This is a genomic window from Rhodococcus yananensis (assembly GCF_020515525.1).
GTDB lineage: Bacteria > Actinomycetota > Actinomycetes > Mycobacteriales > Mycobacteriaceae > Rhodococcus > Rhodococcus yananensis.
This window is the reverse complement of the sequence record NZ_JAIYEP010000001.1, coordinates 108,246-121,370: the sequence shown is the minus strand read 5'-3', so window position 1 is coordinate 121,370 and position 13,125 is coordinate 108,246. Positions and strand designations below refer to the sequence as shown.

14 protein-coding genes are annotated in these 13,125 nt (G+C 69.2%); 10 read left to right on the top strand and 4 right to left on the bottom strand.

The genetic code is table 11. The features are described from left to right. Window positions 1–26 precede the first annotated feature (26 nt). The 3 genes from LDQ05_RS00565 to LDQ05_RS00555 are packed head-to-tail and all read left to right on the top strand — an operon-like array spanning window position 27 to window position 2,166. Window positions 27–845, top strand: a complete 819-nt coding sequence (locus LDQ05_RS00565) for an NAD(P)-dependent oxidoreductase (protein WP_226434940.1) — start codon at window positions 27–29, stop codon at window positions 843–845. Further along, window positions 842–1,651, top strand: coding sequence for a DUF2786 domain-containing protein (locus LDQ05_RS00560; RefSeq protein WP_226434939.1), 810 nt, complete (start codon window positions 842–844; stop codon window positions 1,649–1,651). Before LDQ05_RS00565 ends, LDQ05_RS00560 begins: the two co-directional genes overlap by 4 nt. Further along, on the top strand, window positions 1,648–2,166 hold the full coding sequence (locus tag LDQ05_RS00555; protein WP_226434938.1) for a TIGR04338 family metallohydrolase: 519 nt from the start codon (window positions 1,648–1,650) through the stop codon (window positions 2,164–2,166). The genes LDQ05_RS00560 and LDQ05_RS00555 overlap by 4 nt, the downstream gene beginning before the upstream one ends. A gap of 3 nt (window positions 2,167–2,169) precedes the next feature. Here the strand turns inward: LDQ05_RS00555 and LDQ05_RS00550 are convergent, their stop codons facing one another. Together LDQ05_RS00550 and LDQ05_RS00545 are read right to left on the bottom strand one after the other, a co-directional pair. After that, window positions 2,170–3,306, bottom strand: a complete 1,137-nt coding sequence (locus LDQ05_RS00550) for an acyl-CoA dehydrogenase family protein (RefSeq protein ID WP_226434937.1) — start codon at window positions 3,304–3,306, stop codon at window positions 2,170–2,172. 12 nt (window positions 3,307–3,318) lie between these two features. Further along, window positions 3,319–4,491: an acyl-CoA dehydrogenase family protein gene (locus LDQ05_RS00545; RefSeq protein WP_226434936.1), complete on the bottom strand. Its 1,173-nt coding sequence runs from the start codon at window positions 4,489–4,491 to the stop codon at window positions 3,319–3,321. Window positions 4,492–4,608: 117 nt separating this feature from the next. Between LDQ05_RS00545 and LDQ05_RS00540 the strand changes: the two genes are divergently transcribed. Further along, window positions 4,609–5,244, top strand: a complete 636-nt coding sequence (locus LDQ05_RS00540; protein ID WP_226434935.1) for a TetR/AcrR family transcriptional regulator — start codon at window positions 4,609–4,611, stop codon at window positions 5,242–5,244. 7 nt (window positions 5,245–5,251) lie between these two features. Here the strand turns inward: LDQ05_RS00540 and LDQ05_RS00535 are convergent, their stop codons facing one another. Continuing rightward, window positions 5,252–5,728: a nitroreductase family deazaflavin-dependent oxidoreductase gene (locus LDQ05_RS00535; protein WP_226434934.1), complete on the bottom strand. Its 477-nt coding sequence runs from the start codon at window positions 5,726–5,728 to the stop codon at window positions 5,252–5,254. Between the two features lie 92 nt (window positions 5,729–5,820). On the opposite strand from LDQ05_RS00535, the gene LDQ05_RS00530 reads away from it, so the two are divergent. The 5 genes from LDQ05_RS00530 (at window position 5,821) to LDQ05_RS00510 (ending at window position 11,174) form a co-directional block, all read left to right on the top strand. Next, window positions 5,821–6,069 carry a hypothetical protein gene (locus LDQ05_RS00530; RefSeq protein WP_226434989.1) on the top strand — a complete coding sequence of 83 codons (249 nt, stop codon included), beginning with the start codon at window positions 5,821–5,823 and terminating at the stop codon, window positions 6,067–6,069. Then, window positions 6,066–6,926 carry a glycosyltransferase 87 family protein gene (locus tag LDQ05_RS00525; RefSeq protein ID WP_308013135.1) on the top strand — a complete coding sequence of 287 codons (861 nt, stop codon included), beginning with the start codon at window positions 6,066–6,068 and terminating at the stop codon, window positions 6,924–6,926. The genes LDQ05_RS00530 and LDQ05_RS00525 overlap by 4 nt, the downstream gene beginning before the upstream one ends. Then, on the top strand, window positions 6,923–7,717 hold the full coding sequence (locus tag LDQ05_RS00520) for an LLM class F420-dependent oxidoreductase (protein ID WP_226434933.1): 795 nt from the start codon (window positions 6,923–6,925) through the stop codon (window positions 7,715–7,717). The genes LDQ05_RS00525 and LDQ05_RS00520 overlap by 4 nt, the downstream gene beginning before the upstream one ends. Window positions 7,718–7,778: 61 nt before the next feature. Beyond that, the gene (locus LDQ05_RS00515; protein WP_226434932.1) at window positions 7,779–8,987 is read left to right on the top strand and encodes an alpha/beta fold hydrolase; all 1,209 of its coding nucleotides are present in this window, start codon (window positions 7,779–7,781) and stop codon (window positions 8,985–8,987) included. 84 nt (window positions 8,988–9,071) lie between these two features. Continuing rightward, window positions 9,072–11,174, top strand: a complete 2,103-nt coding sequence (locus tag LDQ05_RS00510; protein WP_264184214.1) for a PhoX family protein — start codon at window positions 9,072–9,074, stop codon at window positions 11,172–11,174. A gap of 3 nt (window positions 11,175–11,177) precedes the next feature. Here LDQ05_RS00510 and ggh read toward each other — a convergent pair whose 3' ends face one another. Next, window positions 11,178–12,515, bottom strand: a complete 1,338-nt coding sequence (gene ggh / locus LDQ05_RS00505) for a glucosylglycerate hydrolase (protein ID WP_226434930.1) — start codon at window positions 12,513–12,515, stop codon at window positions 11,178–11,180. Window positions 12,516–12,619: 104 nt separating this feature from the next. Between ggh and LDQ05_RS00500 the strand changes: the two genes are divergently transcribed. Further along, window positions 12,620–13,000 carry a gamma-glutamylcyclotransferase family protein gene (locus tag LDQ05_RS00500; RefSeq protein ID WP_226434929.1) on the top strand — a complete coding sequence of 127 codons (381 nt, stop codon included), beginning with the start codon at window positions 12,620–12,622 and terminating at the stop codon, window positions 12,998–13,000. The last annotated feature ends 125 nt before the right edge of the window (window positions 13,001–13,125 follow it).

Sequence of the window (13,125 nt, the reverse complement as noted above, 5' to 3'; positions counted from 1 at the left end):
GCTGCCGAGATCAGGAGCGCATCGTCGTGAGCGCGCAGGGCATCCCCGCACCCCCGGTCTTCGGTGTTCTCGGCCTCGGCGAGACCGGAATGGACTTCACCGGACGCCTCGTCGCCGCCGGCGCGCAGGTGTACACCTACGACCTCGATCCGGCGCTGGTCGCGCCCTCCCCGGCGGTGCGCTGCACCGACGAACGGGCCGTGACCGCCGCCGCCGACGTGGTGTTGAGCGTCGTCACCGCCCGCAACGCGGCCGCCGCCGTCGACGCCGCGAAGGACGCCCTGCGGCCGGGGCTGCTGTGGGCCGACCTCAACACCGCCGAACCGCAGGCCATGCGGGATCTCGACGCGGAGGTCACCGCGACCGGTGCCGATTTCGTCGACGTGTCGATCATGGCGCGGGTGCCCGGTCGGAGTATCGGGGTACCGATGATCGCGAGCGGTCCGCACGCCGCGCGGTTCGCCGAGATCCTCGGGCGGTTCGGTGCGCACGTCGACGTTCTCGACGCCCCGGCCGGAGCCGCCGCCGAACGCAAACTGCTGCGCAGCGTCTTCTACAAGGGCATGGCGTCGGCCATCGTCGAGGCCGTCACCGCCGCGCGGGCGCGGGGTGTCGGCGACTGGTCGGTCGACGACATCGGCAGAGAACTCGCCGGGCTCGACGAGACATCGGTGTTACCGATCATCGACGCGACGATCACGCACGCGGCGCGACGAGCCGACGAGATGGGTGCCACCGCCGCGATGCTGGACGGGTTCGGGGTGCCGTCCGACATGTCCGCGGCGTCGGCGGCGCAGCTGCGTCGGCTCGCGGGGTACGGCGAAGGCACTACCCTCGATCCGTGAGTTCGGACAGGATGCTGACACGGATCGGCGGTCTCCTCCGCCAGGCCGAGTCGACCGACAACCCGCACGAGGCCGACGCGTTCCTCACGGCCGCGCAGCGTCTCGCGACCACCGCGTCGGTGGATCTCGCCGTGGCCCGCGCCCACACCGCCGCCCGCGAACGCCGCGCGAGACCGGTGCAGCGGCTGATCACCATCGGTGAGGCCGGGAAGAAGGGTCTGCGTACGTACGCGCAACTGTTCGTCGCGATCGCGCACGCCAACGACGTGCAGTGCGACATCACCAGCACCTCCACCGTCGTGCACGCGTTCGGGTTCGGTGACGACATCGACGTGTGCGAGGCCCTGTACTCGTCGTTGCTCGTGCAGATGGTGCGCGCATCCGACGCGTACCTGAGGTCGGGCACCTACCGACAGGAGACGACGGTGCGCACCGTGCTCGAACGGCGTGGGGGCAGGCAGGTGCGTGCCCGTGTCCGGAAGCCCGTCGCGGCGGTCACCGCCCGACTCGAGTTCCAGTCGGCGTTCGCGACCCGGATCGGCGCGCGACTCGCCGAGGCCCGCACCGAGGTCGAGAAGGAGGCCGAGAACTCCTCACCGGGAACGGCACTGGCACTGCGGGACAAGGAGATGGAACTGCGCGACTTCTACCGCAGCACCTCGCGGGCGCGCGGAACGTGGCGGGGCAACCGCACCGGTGTCGCCCGATCGACCGACGCCCGCCACGCCGGTGACCGCGCCGGCCGACGCGCGCGCCTGTCGAACTCGCCGGAGTTGCCCGCCGCACGGGGCAGGCTCACGTCGTGAAACGCGCCCGGGACACCCGCAGAACCGCCGTCTACGAGGCGGAGACCCTCGTGCGCCGCATGTTCGACGTCGCCGATCTCGGCGACAGCCGTGTCGTGGAGGTCGGCGGATCGCACGTGACGTTGCCGGTCGAGCGGCGGTTCGGCTCGATCGACGCGGCGCAGCGTTACGTCGACGCGGTGTTGACCCTGAACTGGGTGCGGCAACGTTGGCCGCGCGCGACGATTCCCGTGCGCGTCCGGGCGCGCGCCGGGCACACGGCCGCCCACTACGAACACGACAGCGCCACCATCGCACTGCCGGAGCGCGACGGTGGCGATGCGTGGGCGTTCCGCGAACTCGTCGTGCTGCACGAACTCGCCCATCATCTCGATCCGGGGGAACCCGACGATCTCGGCGAACCCGGTGAACCCGCCCACGGGTCCGCGTTCGTCGACCGGTTCCTGGAACTCGTCGGCGAGATCATCGGACCCGAGGCGGTGTTCGTACTCCGGATGTCGGGTATCACCGGGTGAGGCTCACATCCCGGCGATCTCCACACGTCCGTGGTCGGCGACGCCACCGGCGAGGACACGCAGATGGTCGTCCGCGGTGCCGAGGGTGTGCTCGATCGCGGTGAGCCGGCTCAGATAGTGCCCGACGGAATGTTCGGCGGTGACACCGATTCCGCCGTGCAACTGCACCGCTTCCTGGCTCACCTTCCGCGCCGAGCGGTCCACCTGCAGCTTCGCCCGGGACGCGACGACCGGGTCGACGATGCCGTCGGCCAGCGCCATGCTCGCGTACATGCTCATGCTCGACGCCAGCTCGTACAGCACGTACATGTCGGCGGCGCGGTGGGTCAGGGCCTGGAAGGTCTTCAGCGGAACCCCGAACTGCTTGCGCTGCTTCAGGTAGTCGGCCGTCAGCCGCACCGTGCGGTCCACGGCACCGACCGCCTCCGCACACAGCGCGGCCTGCGCACGCACGTGCGCCGCCGCGATCGCGTCCGATGCGTCGGTGGGCGCACCCAGCGGCACGGCCGCGGCACCGTCGAGGATGATCTGTGCGCCACGGCGGTCGTCGTGGGTGCGGTACGCGGTGCGGGTGACGCCGTCGGCGGCGGTATCGACGAGGAACAGCCCGATGCCGCCCTCCGGCAGCTGCGCCGAGACGACCAACGTCTGCGCGCAATCACCGTGCAGCACCGGATTCTTCCGTCCGGAGACGGTCCAGGTGTCGCCACTGCGCGCGGCGACGGTGGTGACGTCGGTGTGCGGCCACCGGCTGCCCGGTTCGTCGTGGGCGAACGCCATGAACAGTTCGCCCGCGGAGAGACGCGACAGCAGGTCGGTGCGCTGCTCGTCGGTGCCGACCTCCGCGACGAGACCGCCGGGGAGGTGGACGGCGGCGAGGACGGGTTCGGGTGCGAGTGCGGCACCGATCTCGGTCATGACCGCCATGACCTCGATCGGTCCGGCACCCATACCGCCGTGTTCCTCCGCGAACGGCAGTCCGAGCACACCCAGTTCGGCGAGCTGCGTCCACACACCGGGGTCGAAGCCGAGATCGCTCTCCGCGACGCGGTTACGGCTCTCGACGTCGTAGGCATCGGCGAGCACGTCGCGCACCGTCTTACGGAGCAGTTCCTGTTCGGTGTCGAGTTCGAAGTTCATTGTCCTGAGACCTCACAGTCCGAGAATCGAGGAGGCGATGATCGTGCGCTGTACCTCGCTCGAACCGCCGTAGATGGTGACCTTGCGCTTGTTGAGATACGACGGGGCGGTCAGTTGCGCCCAGTCCGGCGTGTCGATGCCGGCGGCGCCGGAGGGCAGCGAGTCCGGTCCGGCGATGTCGACGAGCAGTTCCGTCGCGGCCTGCTGTAGTTCGGAGCCGCGCATCTTGAGCAGCGACGATGCCGGGTTCGGCTTGCCGTCCGCGGAGCCCGCGACGACGCGCAGCTGCGTGAGTTCGAGCGCGATCAGCTCGTTCTCGAGTTCGGCCAGGCGCGCGGCGAACAGCGGGTCCTCGAGGAGGGTGCCGCTACCGAGGCGGGTGGTTGCGGCGAGTTCCTTGGCGCGGGCCAGCTCGACCTTCGTGGCGCCGACGCGGGTGATGCCGGTGCGTTCGTTGCCGAGCAGGAACTTCGCGTAGGACCAGCCGGCGTTCTCCTCGCCGACGAGGTTCTCCGCGGGCACGCGGACGTCCTCGAAGAAGACCTCGTTGACCTCGTAGCTGCCGTCGATGAGCTTGATCGGGCGGACGGTGATGCCGGGGGTCGTCATGTCGATGAGGAGCATCGAGATTCCGGCCTGCTTCTTCGGTGCGTCGGGGTTGGTGCGCACGAGGCAGAAGATCCAGTCGGCGTGCTGACCGAGCGTCGTCCACGTCTTCTGGCCGTTGACCACGTAGTGGTCGCCGTCGCGAACGGCACGGGTCTTGAGCGACGCTAGGTCGGAGCCGGCCTCCGGCTCGGAGAACCCTTGGCACCACCAGATATCGAGGTTGGCGGTCGCGGGCAGGAAGCGTTCCTTCATCTCCTGCGACGCGAACTGGGCGATCACCGGGCCGATCATGGTGGCGTTGAACGGCAGCGGATCGGGCACGGAGGCGAGCTGCATCTCGGTGAGCCAGATGTTGCGCTGGATCGGCGTCCAGTCCTTACCGCCCCATTCGACCGGCCAGTTCGGCACGGCGAGACCGTGGGCGTTGAGGGTCTGTTGACTGCGGACGATGTCGTCCTTGGTCAGGTGTTGCCCGGAGGCGACCTTCGCGCGCAGTTCCGCGGGGAATTCGGTGGTGTAGAAGTCGCGCAGTTCGTCGCGGAATGCGCGCTCCTCGTCGGTGAGCTTCAGGTTCATGCTGGCCTTCTGTCACAGGTGGGAGGGTGCGGAAGCCCGGAGAATCAGCCGGGATCGCTCCACAGAACAGTAACCTGACAGTGTTAGGCTGTCCAGCATTCGACCCGAGGAGCCACGGTGGCCCGTCCACGCACACCCCTGTTGACCCGGCAGTCCATCAAGGACACGACCCTGCGCCTGATCGACGATCACGGCTTCGCCGCCGTGTCGATGCGCATGATCGCCGGCGAACTCGGTGTGCGGGCACCGTCGTTGTACAGCCACTACGCGAACAAGGACGAACTGCTCGACGACATCGCCGACGACATCGGCTCGGCCGTCGACGTCAGCGGCTTCGCCGGCGACGACTGGTGCGGCGCCCTCCGGTCGTGGGCCCGCTCGTATCGGGCGTCCCTGGCCGCGCATCCCAACATGGTTCCGTTCCTCGCCTCCGCACCCGGCGACCGGCCGCTCGCGCTCGTGCACGCCGACGCCGTGCACGGCGGGTTGACCCGCGCGGGGTGGCCGCCGCGCACCGCCACGCTGATCGGTGCGTCGATCAAGTACCTCGTGCTCGGGTCGGCCATCGCGTCGTTCGCCGGAGGATTCGTCGACGACCGCAGCACCTACGACGAGCGCTATCCGCACCTGTCCCAGGCGCACCGCCTGCGCCGGCACGCCGCCGAGATCGACGAGGACAGTTTCGAACTCGTCCTGGAATCGTTCCTCCGCGATCTCACCCGCCAGTTCGAGGCCCTCACCGACCCGACCTGAACGCGGCTCAGGCCCGGCGCAACCGGACGAACCGGATACGACGTCCGGCCTCGCGGAAATCGGCGTCGCTGCCGTCGACCTCGAAACCCATCACCGCGCACAGCTTGGCCGCCGTGCGGCGATGCTCCGACGCATAGTGCGCCATGAAGTCCGCGCCCTCGCCCTCACCGAGGAACTCGGCGGTGACCGCGACCCGTTCCCGGCCCGATTCGACGAACGCGTGCGGATCCGCCTTCAGGTTCCGGTACCAGTCCGTCGTCGGACCGAACCCGACGGCCACGACGAAACCGTCGCGGGTGTCGTCGTGGTTCACCACCTCGAGCACGACGTGCCGCCACTGTCCGCTCTTGCGACCCCGATGCTCGAGATGCAGGAACCGGCGGCCCAGCAGAGCACCGAGATGTCGGCGGTACAGATGGATCGGCGCTCGCAGGAGGTGGCGGCGCAGGCCGGTCGGCGGTGGCGCGGGTTCGGTGACACGCATGCGTCCAGAGTGCGCGCCGACGCGGCGATTGTCGACACGAGCGACGGTCACAACGCGCCGGTAACCGGATGCTGCGCATAGGTTCGTCGTTGATGCGACCGGAAGGCGAACCCCGACCCCGCCACGACCACCCGCGGTGGTGGCTCGTGGTCGCGGGTCTCGCCGCCGTCGCGGCGTTCGTCGCCCACGACCGGCTGCTCGGCCTCGACACCTACTACGGATTGTTCGGCAACAAGGTCGACGCCGAGGTGTACCGGTACGGGGGGCCACACCGTCCGCCGCGACCCGCCTGTGCTGGAAGCAGCTCGGCTACGTCGACTCCGCCCGCACCCGTTTCGTGAGCATCACCCTTGCGGTGCTGTTCACGTGGTTGGAACCGGTCCGCATGACCATCTGGCCGGGCCAGATCAACCTGGTGCTGCTGGTGCTCGTGCTGTGGGATCTCGGCCGGCCCGAGGGCTCCCGTCTGCGCGGTGTCGGGGTCGGTATCGCAGCCGGACTGAAGCTCACACCGCTGTTCTTCGTCGCGTACCTCGCGGTGCTGCGACAGTGGCGGGCGGTCGCCGTCGCGGTCGGCACGTTCGCGGCGACGGTCGCCGTCGGGTTCGTCGTGGTCTTCTCCGATTCGGTGCAGTTCTGGACGTCGACGATCATCCACTCGGACCGGATCGGGCTGGTGTCGTCGCCCGCGAACCAGTCGGTCCGCGGCATCCTCGCCCGCAGCCTGCACACCGAGACGCCACCGGTATGGCTGTGGCTGCTGTGCACCGGCCTCGTCGGTGTCCTCGGGTTGTGGGCCGCGTACCTCGCCGACCGGAACGGTCACCGCCTCCTCGGCCTGACCGTCGCGGGGCTCACCGCGCCGATGGTCGCGCCGTTCTCGTGGGGCCACCACTGGGTGTGGACGATCCCGCTGCTGGTGCTGTGCCTGCACCGGGCCGCGCAGTGGCGCCGCTGGTGGGGTCACCTGCTACCGTTCGCCGTCGCGGTGCCGCTGCTGGCCTGGTACCGCTCGTATCCGGACGGCGTCGTGGCGATCGGCACCTTCATGACACCCGGGCCGCCGGTGCAGACGGCACTGCTGCAGGCCGCCTACCCGATCGTCCACCTCGGCGTGGTCACGACGGTGATCGTCGCGAACCGCCCTGCCCGGATCCGCCTACGGCACCGCGACGATCGGCCTACCGTGGACGCATGACCCGCCCCATCCGCATCGGTCTCCAACTCCAACCCCAACAGCAACCCGACTACGGCGTTCTCCGCGACACGGTGCTGCGCGCCGAGGACGCGGGCGCCGACGTGGTGTTCAACTGGGACCACTTCTATCCGCTCTACGGCGACCCGGACGGCGCCCACTTCGAATGCTGGACGATGCTCGGTGCGTGGGCCGAGCAGACGTCGCGCGTCGAGATCGGGGCGCTCGTCACCGGCGGCGGCTACCGCAACCCCGACCTGCTCGCCGACATGGCCCGCACCGTCGACCACATCAGCGGCGGACGACTCATCCTCGGGATCGGATCGGGCTGGTTCGAGAAGGACTACGACGAGTACGGTTACGACTTCGGCACGAAGGGATCGCGTCTCGATCTCCTCGCCGAGTATCTGCCCCGCATCACGGGCCGCCTCGGCACGCTGAATCCTCCGCCGACGCGGCACATCCCGCTGCTCATCGGCGGCGGAGGACCGAAGAAGACGATCCCGCTCGTCGCGAAGTACGCCGACATCTGGCACAGCTTCGGTGAACTCGGCACCCACGAGGACAAATCCGCAATCCTCGCCGATCGGTGCGCGGAAGTCGGCCGCTCGCCCGCGGAGATCGAACGATCCACCTCGTGGCCGGGGCTCGACGAGGCCGCGAAGCACGTCGACGCGGGCATCACGATGTTCACGGTCGGTGTGGGCGGGCCGGACTACGACCTGACCGCACTGACCGAGGCGATCGGGTGGCGGGACGAGAACTCGCCGCCGCCGCTCTCGGGCCTGGCCTGAACCTCCCTCCGCATCCAGCACGAACACCGCCGGGAGCCCCCGCTCGTACGATCGGGGGTGCATGCCCGCGACACCGACGCTTCCCCCGTGCACCGTCGACGACTGGGACGACGCTCGACGACGGCAGCGTCTGCGTGCCACCCGTACCGGGCAGAACTGGGTGCGGTTCGGGCGGCTGCGGCGCACGCTCGTGCGCCTCGCGCTGGCGCTGGTTCCGCTGGTCGCCCTCTACACCCAGTACTGGGAGTGGGATGTCGCGCCCATGCGGGCGCAACTCGCCGAGACCCGACCCGTGATCCACGACGTGTACGACTCGGCCACCGCCGCGAACCGTGACGTCGCGGTCGTCGACCTCGTCGGCCTCGGCAACCTCGACGCCACCCCCACCGCGGCGGCCCTGCCCGCCCTGCGCGACATCGGGCGCGTCTGGGCCGTCGAATACGACAACAGCGGTCTCGACACCGCGGTCGTCAGCCGTCTCGTCGCCGAACGCGCCGCGTTCGAAAACGTCGACGCGGTGGTGCTCGTCGGGCACAGCATGGGCGGGATCATCGCGCTCGAGGTGGCCCGGCACCTGTACCGCGACACCCCGCTCGAGGTCCTCGGTGTGATCCTCGACTGCACGCCCGTCGACCTGCACGCCGTCCGGCCCGACAGCCGCGACGCGGGCGAGGAACTACTGCGCTGGATCGGCTGGTTGCCCGGCGCCCGCGAGAGCCGGATCCTGCGTACCGTCGTCGAGATCGCCGCGCGGCAGGACCGATTCGTGGTGCCGTCACCGCGCACCTACCGGCGTATCGACACCGACGCGTTCACGGACGTCGTCGAGGAGGTGCTCCGCGACAAGATCCTCACCACCGACGCCGCCAGCAACGGACTCATCGAGTCCCAGTTCCGGGCGATCGTCGCGTCCGGTGCGATCGACGATCTGCAGACACTCGCCGCCGAACACGACGACAAGCTGCGACCCGCGGTCGTGTTCATCCGCCCGCGGAACGCGTTCGCCGACCCGGTGGTCGACGTCGACTACACCCAACGCGTCCTGATCGACCAGTCCGGGGGAGTCGGTGGCACCCTGCTCGTCGCGAAGCTCACCGGCATCGGACACGCGAACCCCATCCAGGCACCCGAGGCCTACAACACGGCGATCGACAGACGGATCGTCCCGTTCCTGGATCTGCGTCCCGGCGAGAACACCGACGACACCGGCAGCGACGACACCGGCGAGGGTGGGGTCGGGGAGCCGACACCGGCGTCCGGTGGGGGTTGAGCACCGAATCCTCATCCTCCGTTCACCGCCTCGTCGTCTCCGACTCGTTTACGGCTTCTACGGTCCGGCCGTCGAAGCCCATCGATGAGGAGACAATCCGTGGCCCGCAGAGAACTGCCCCTGTTCGTCGCACACGACGGCACGTCGTCGCGCGCGAACATCACCTGCAAGTACAAGTGCGGTGACGCCTGCTCGCATCGCGTCCCCAACACCTCCGGCGGCGAATACTTCGGCGACATCGTTCGGCACGCCATGTCGCGGCGCGGTGTGCTGCGCGGCGGCGCGATGGCAGTCCTCGCGGTCGGCGCCGGCGGTGTTCTCGCCGCGTGCTCCGACGATTCGGCCGCGGCCACCGGCGGTGGTGACGGCGCCGCGCAGGGAGCCGTCGACCTCGGACCGAGCGCACCCGGCACCGATTTCACGCCCGTCGCCCCCAACACCGACGATGCGGTGGTCGTTCCCGAAGGGTACGAGCAGGCCGTGGTGATCCGCTGGGGCGACGCGGTGCTGCCCGACGCACCGGACTTCGACCTCGACCGTCAGACCGCGGCCGCGCAGGAGAAGCAGTTCGGCTACAACAACGACTTCGCCGGGTTGCTTCCCGTCGACGGCGTGCCCGGCGCCTACCTGCTCGTCGTCAACCACGAGTACACGAGCGAACCGTTCATGTTCGCCGGATACGACCCGGACGATCCCACCGAGGAGCAGGTGCGCATCGGTATCGCGAACCACGGCCTGTCCGTCGTGGAGGTCCGGGGCGAGTCCGGATCCGGCCGGCTCACCCCGGTGTTCGGTGACCACAACCGTCGGATCACCGGTACGACGGAGTTCCTGCTGACCGGACCCGCCGCGGGCAGCGACCTGGTGAAGACCACCGCCGACCCCACCGGCACGAAGGTCGCGGGCACATTCAACAACTGTGCCGGCGGAGTCACCCCGTGGGGCACCGTGCTCTCGGGTGAGGAGAACTTCAACCAGTACTTCGCGAACGCCGAGTCCGTCACCGATCCGGTCGTCGCCGAACGGCTCGCCCGATACGGCATCGAAGGCGCCGAATCGGAACGCAAATGGGAGCGCTTCGATCCGCGTTTCGACATCGCCGCCGAACCCAACGAGGTCAACCGCTTCGGCTGGGTCGTCGAGCTCGACCCGTGGGATGCCACGTCCACCCCCGTCAAGCACACCGCACTGGGCCGCTTCAAGCACGAGGCCGCCACGATCCACATCACCGACGACGGCACCGTCGTCGCGTACAGCGGCGACGACGAACGATTCGACTACATGTACAAGTTCGTGTCGTCGCGGAAGATGCAGGACGGCAACTCACGCGCCGCGGTCCGCCACAACATGACCCTCCTCGACGCCGGCACCCTGTACGTCGCGAAGCTCACCGGCGACCACCCGGACGCCGTCGACGGCTCCGGAACCCTGCCGGAGGGCGGGCAGTTCATGGGCAGCGGCGAATGGATCCCGATCCTGCGCACCGACGAGGACGGCCGCGGTGAATCACTCGTCGAGGGCATGACCGCCGAGGAGGTCGCCGTGTTCACGCGCCTCGCCGGCGACGCGGTGGGCGCCACGAAGATGGACCGCCCCGAGGACTTCGAACCCAACCCCGTCACCGGCAAGGTGTACGTCGCGCTGACCAACAACACCAAGCGCGGCGTCGACGGCAATCCGCCGGCCGACGAAGCGAACCCGCGCGTGAACAACAAGAACGGTCAGGTCCTCGAGATCGACGACGACCACGCCGGAACGTCGTTCACCTGGAACCTGCTGCTCGTGTGCGGCGACCCGAACGAGGCCGACACCTACTTCGGCGGTTTCGACAAGTCGCAGGTCAGCCCCATCTCCTGCCCCGACAACCTGGCGTTCGACCCGCACGGGAACCTGTGGATCTCCACCGACGGCAACGCTCTGGGTTCCAACGACGGACTGTTCGCCGTCGTCCTCGACGGACCGCGCCGCGGCGAGACCAAGCAGTTCCTCACCGTGCCGGTCGGCGGTGAGACGTGCGGCCCCATCATCGAGGACGACCGCGTCGTCGTGTGCGTGCAGCATCCGGGAGAAACCGACGACGCGTCGTGGGACAGCCCCAGTTCCCACTGGCCCGACGGCGGGCGGACCCAGCCACGCCCCGCCGTCGTCGCCGCCTGGAAGTCCGGTGGCGGACGCATCGGCTTCTGACGCTCAGCCCAGCCAGTCCAGAACCGCTGCAGCCGTCCAGGACTGCTGCATACTGCCCAGCGGTTCACCCGTGAACGGCTCGTAGTACTCGGCGAACGATCCGTCCGCCGCCTGACGTAAACCCTCGGCCCGCAAGGCGTTCGCGCGCTCAGCCCAGCCCCGGCGCGCGAACGCCCACGAGAACAGCCACGTCATCACCGGCCACACCGGACCGCGCCAGTACTCACGCGGACGGAAATCGGCCGACACCGGCGACGTGGACGTGGGAAGCGCGTACCGCAGATCCGGGTGACCGCAGAACTTCGGTCCGTCGAAGGTGCGCAGCAACACCCGCTCCACCGGCCGATCCAGGCCACCGCACAGGAGCGGCGCGAACATCGCGAGGGTGTCGGTGGCCACCCACCGTCCGTCGCGCAGATCGAAATCCTTCGCCGCCCCCGACCGCGGATCGGTGGTGTCCACCACCCCGCGCCGGAACCGATCCGACCACTCGCGCAGGTCACGGATGTCCGCACGGGGCTTGGAACAGTCCTCACCGATGTCCGCGAGCACCTCGCACGACAGCGCGAACACCGCGCTGACGAACACGTCCTCCACCGCGAAACTCATCGCCGTCGCCAACTCGTCGTCGTCGTAGCGGACGCGCTTCATCTCCTCGAGCAGCCACAGGTAGCGGGCGTACTCACCGTCGCTGGGACGTTGTCCCGGGTCGGTGACGTGCACGAGATCCTCGCGTCGGTACGCCGGGACCGCATCCGCGATCACGTTCGCATACGCCGCATCCCACCGCGGCGAGTTGTCCATTCCCGATTCCCACCCGTGGTAGAGGGCGATGCGGCCGTTGCCGTCGAGATCTCGCGCCCTCGCCAGCCACCGGTGCCACCGCATCAGATCCGGCCAGCGCCGGTCGAGGAACGCGTCGGCGACCGCCCGGGTGCTGCGCCCGTGCCGGCGCGAGTGATCGAGGATGCGCTGCACCGCGATCGCGTGCACCGGCGGCTGCGTGATCCCGGACGTCTGTGCCGTCTCGGGGGCATTCGCGGCGAGGCGATTCACCTCCCACCGGGCGGGTCCGGGGAAGTAGCCGTCCACGCCGTTCGCGAACACGATGTGCGGGATCATCCCGTTTCGCCACTGCGCCGACAACAAGGTGTCGAGTTCGACGACCGCACGTTCGACGCTCAGCGGCGCCAACCCGACCGCCACGAACGCCGCGTCCCAGCTCCACATGTGCGGATACAGCTTCGGGGCGGCGCTCGTCATCACGCCCAGATCGTTGCCGCGCAGCAGATACGCGGCGCGCGCGGCGAGCTGGGTCGGGGTGAATCCACGGTCCTGCATCGTCCCATTCTCGACCCTCGCCGAAGATCCGTACGCCGATGCGGTGACCGTCACGTGAGGAACCGCACGTTCTCCCGTGCCGGACCGCAACTACTCTGCGAAACATGCACCTGCTCTTCACATACGGAACCCTGCGCGATCCCGCCGTCCAACAGGCCGTGTTCGGCCGGCTCGTCGACTGCGAGGACGACTCGCTGCCCGGATTCCGGGTGGAGGACGTCCTGATCACCGACCCCGACGTCCTGGCGGCCAGCGGACTGGACCGGCATCCGATGTTGCGGCGCGATCCCGGTGGTGCATCGGTGCACGGCGGACGCCTGCAACTGACCGACAGCGAGTTGGCCGCCGCCGACCGCTACGAGGTCGACGACTACGAGCGGGTGGAGGTGGTCCTCGCATCGGGGCACCGTGCCTGGGCGTATGCGTCGGCGCAGGAGGCCGCCGATCTGCGGGCCGCGTTCGCGGCCGAGAACAACGGTGCCTGAGCTCGACCCTCGACCTGCGCCATCACGTCGGGCAGTGGTCATCTGGGTCCGACCCGGCTCGTACACCATCCTCACGGACGCAACCCGAACACGTTCCGACACCGGTGCCACGCGAGGCCCCCGGC

What these genes read in the sequence shown, in the direction of transcription:
- LDQ05_RS00545 (WP_226434936.1), bottom strand. Translation starts at nt 4,491, where the DNA reads ATGAACCTGAAGCTCACCGACGAGGAGCGCGCATTCCGCGACGAACTG.
- LDQ05_RS00530 (WP_226434989.1), top strand. Translation starts at nt 5,821, where the DNA reads ATGCGACCGGAAGGCGAACCCCGACCCCGCCACGACCACCCGCGGTGG.
- LDQ05_RS00515 (WP_226434932.1), top strand. Translation starts at nt 7,779, where the DNA reads ATGCCCGCGACACCGACGCTTCCCCCGTGCACCGTCGACGACTGGGAC.
- LDQ05_RS00520 (WP_226434933.1), top strand. Translation starts at nt 6,923, where the DNA reads ATGACCCGCCCCATCCGCATCGGTCTCCAACTCCAACCCCAACAGCAA.
- LDQ05_RS00500 (WP_226434929.1), top strand. Translation starts at nt 12,620, where the DNA reads ATGCACCTGCTCTTCACATACGGAACCCTGCGCGATCCCGCCGTCCAA.
- LDQ05_RS00550 (WP_226434937.1), bottom strand. Translation starts at nt 3,306, where the DNA reads ATGAACTTCGAACTCGACACCGAACAGGAACTGCTCCGTAAGACGGTG.
- ggh (WP_226434930.1), bottom strand. Translation starts at nt 12,515, where the DNA reads ATGCAGGACCGTGGATTCACCCCGACCCAGCTCGCCGCGCGCGCCGCG.
- LDQ05_RS00510 (WP_264184214.1), top strand. Translation starts at nt 9,072, where the DNA reads ATGAGGAGACAATCCGTGGCCCGCAGAGAACTGCCCCTGTTCGTCGCA.
- LDQ05_RS00535 (WP_226434934.1), bottom strand. Translation starts at nt 5,728, where the DNA reads ATGCGTGTCACCGAACCCGCGCCACCGCCGACCGGCCTGCGCCGCCAC.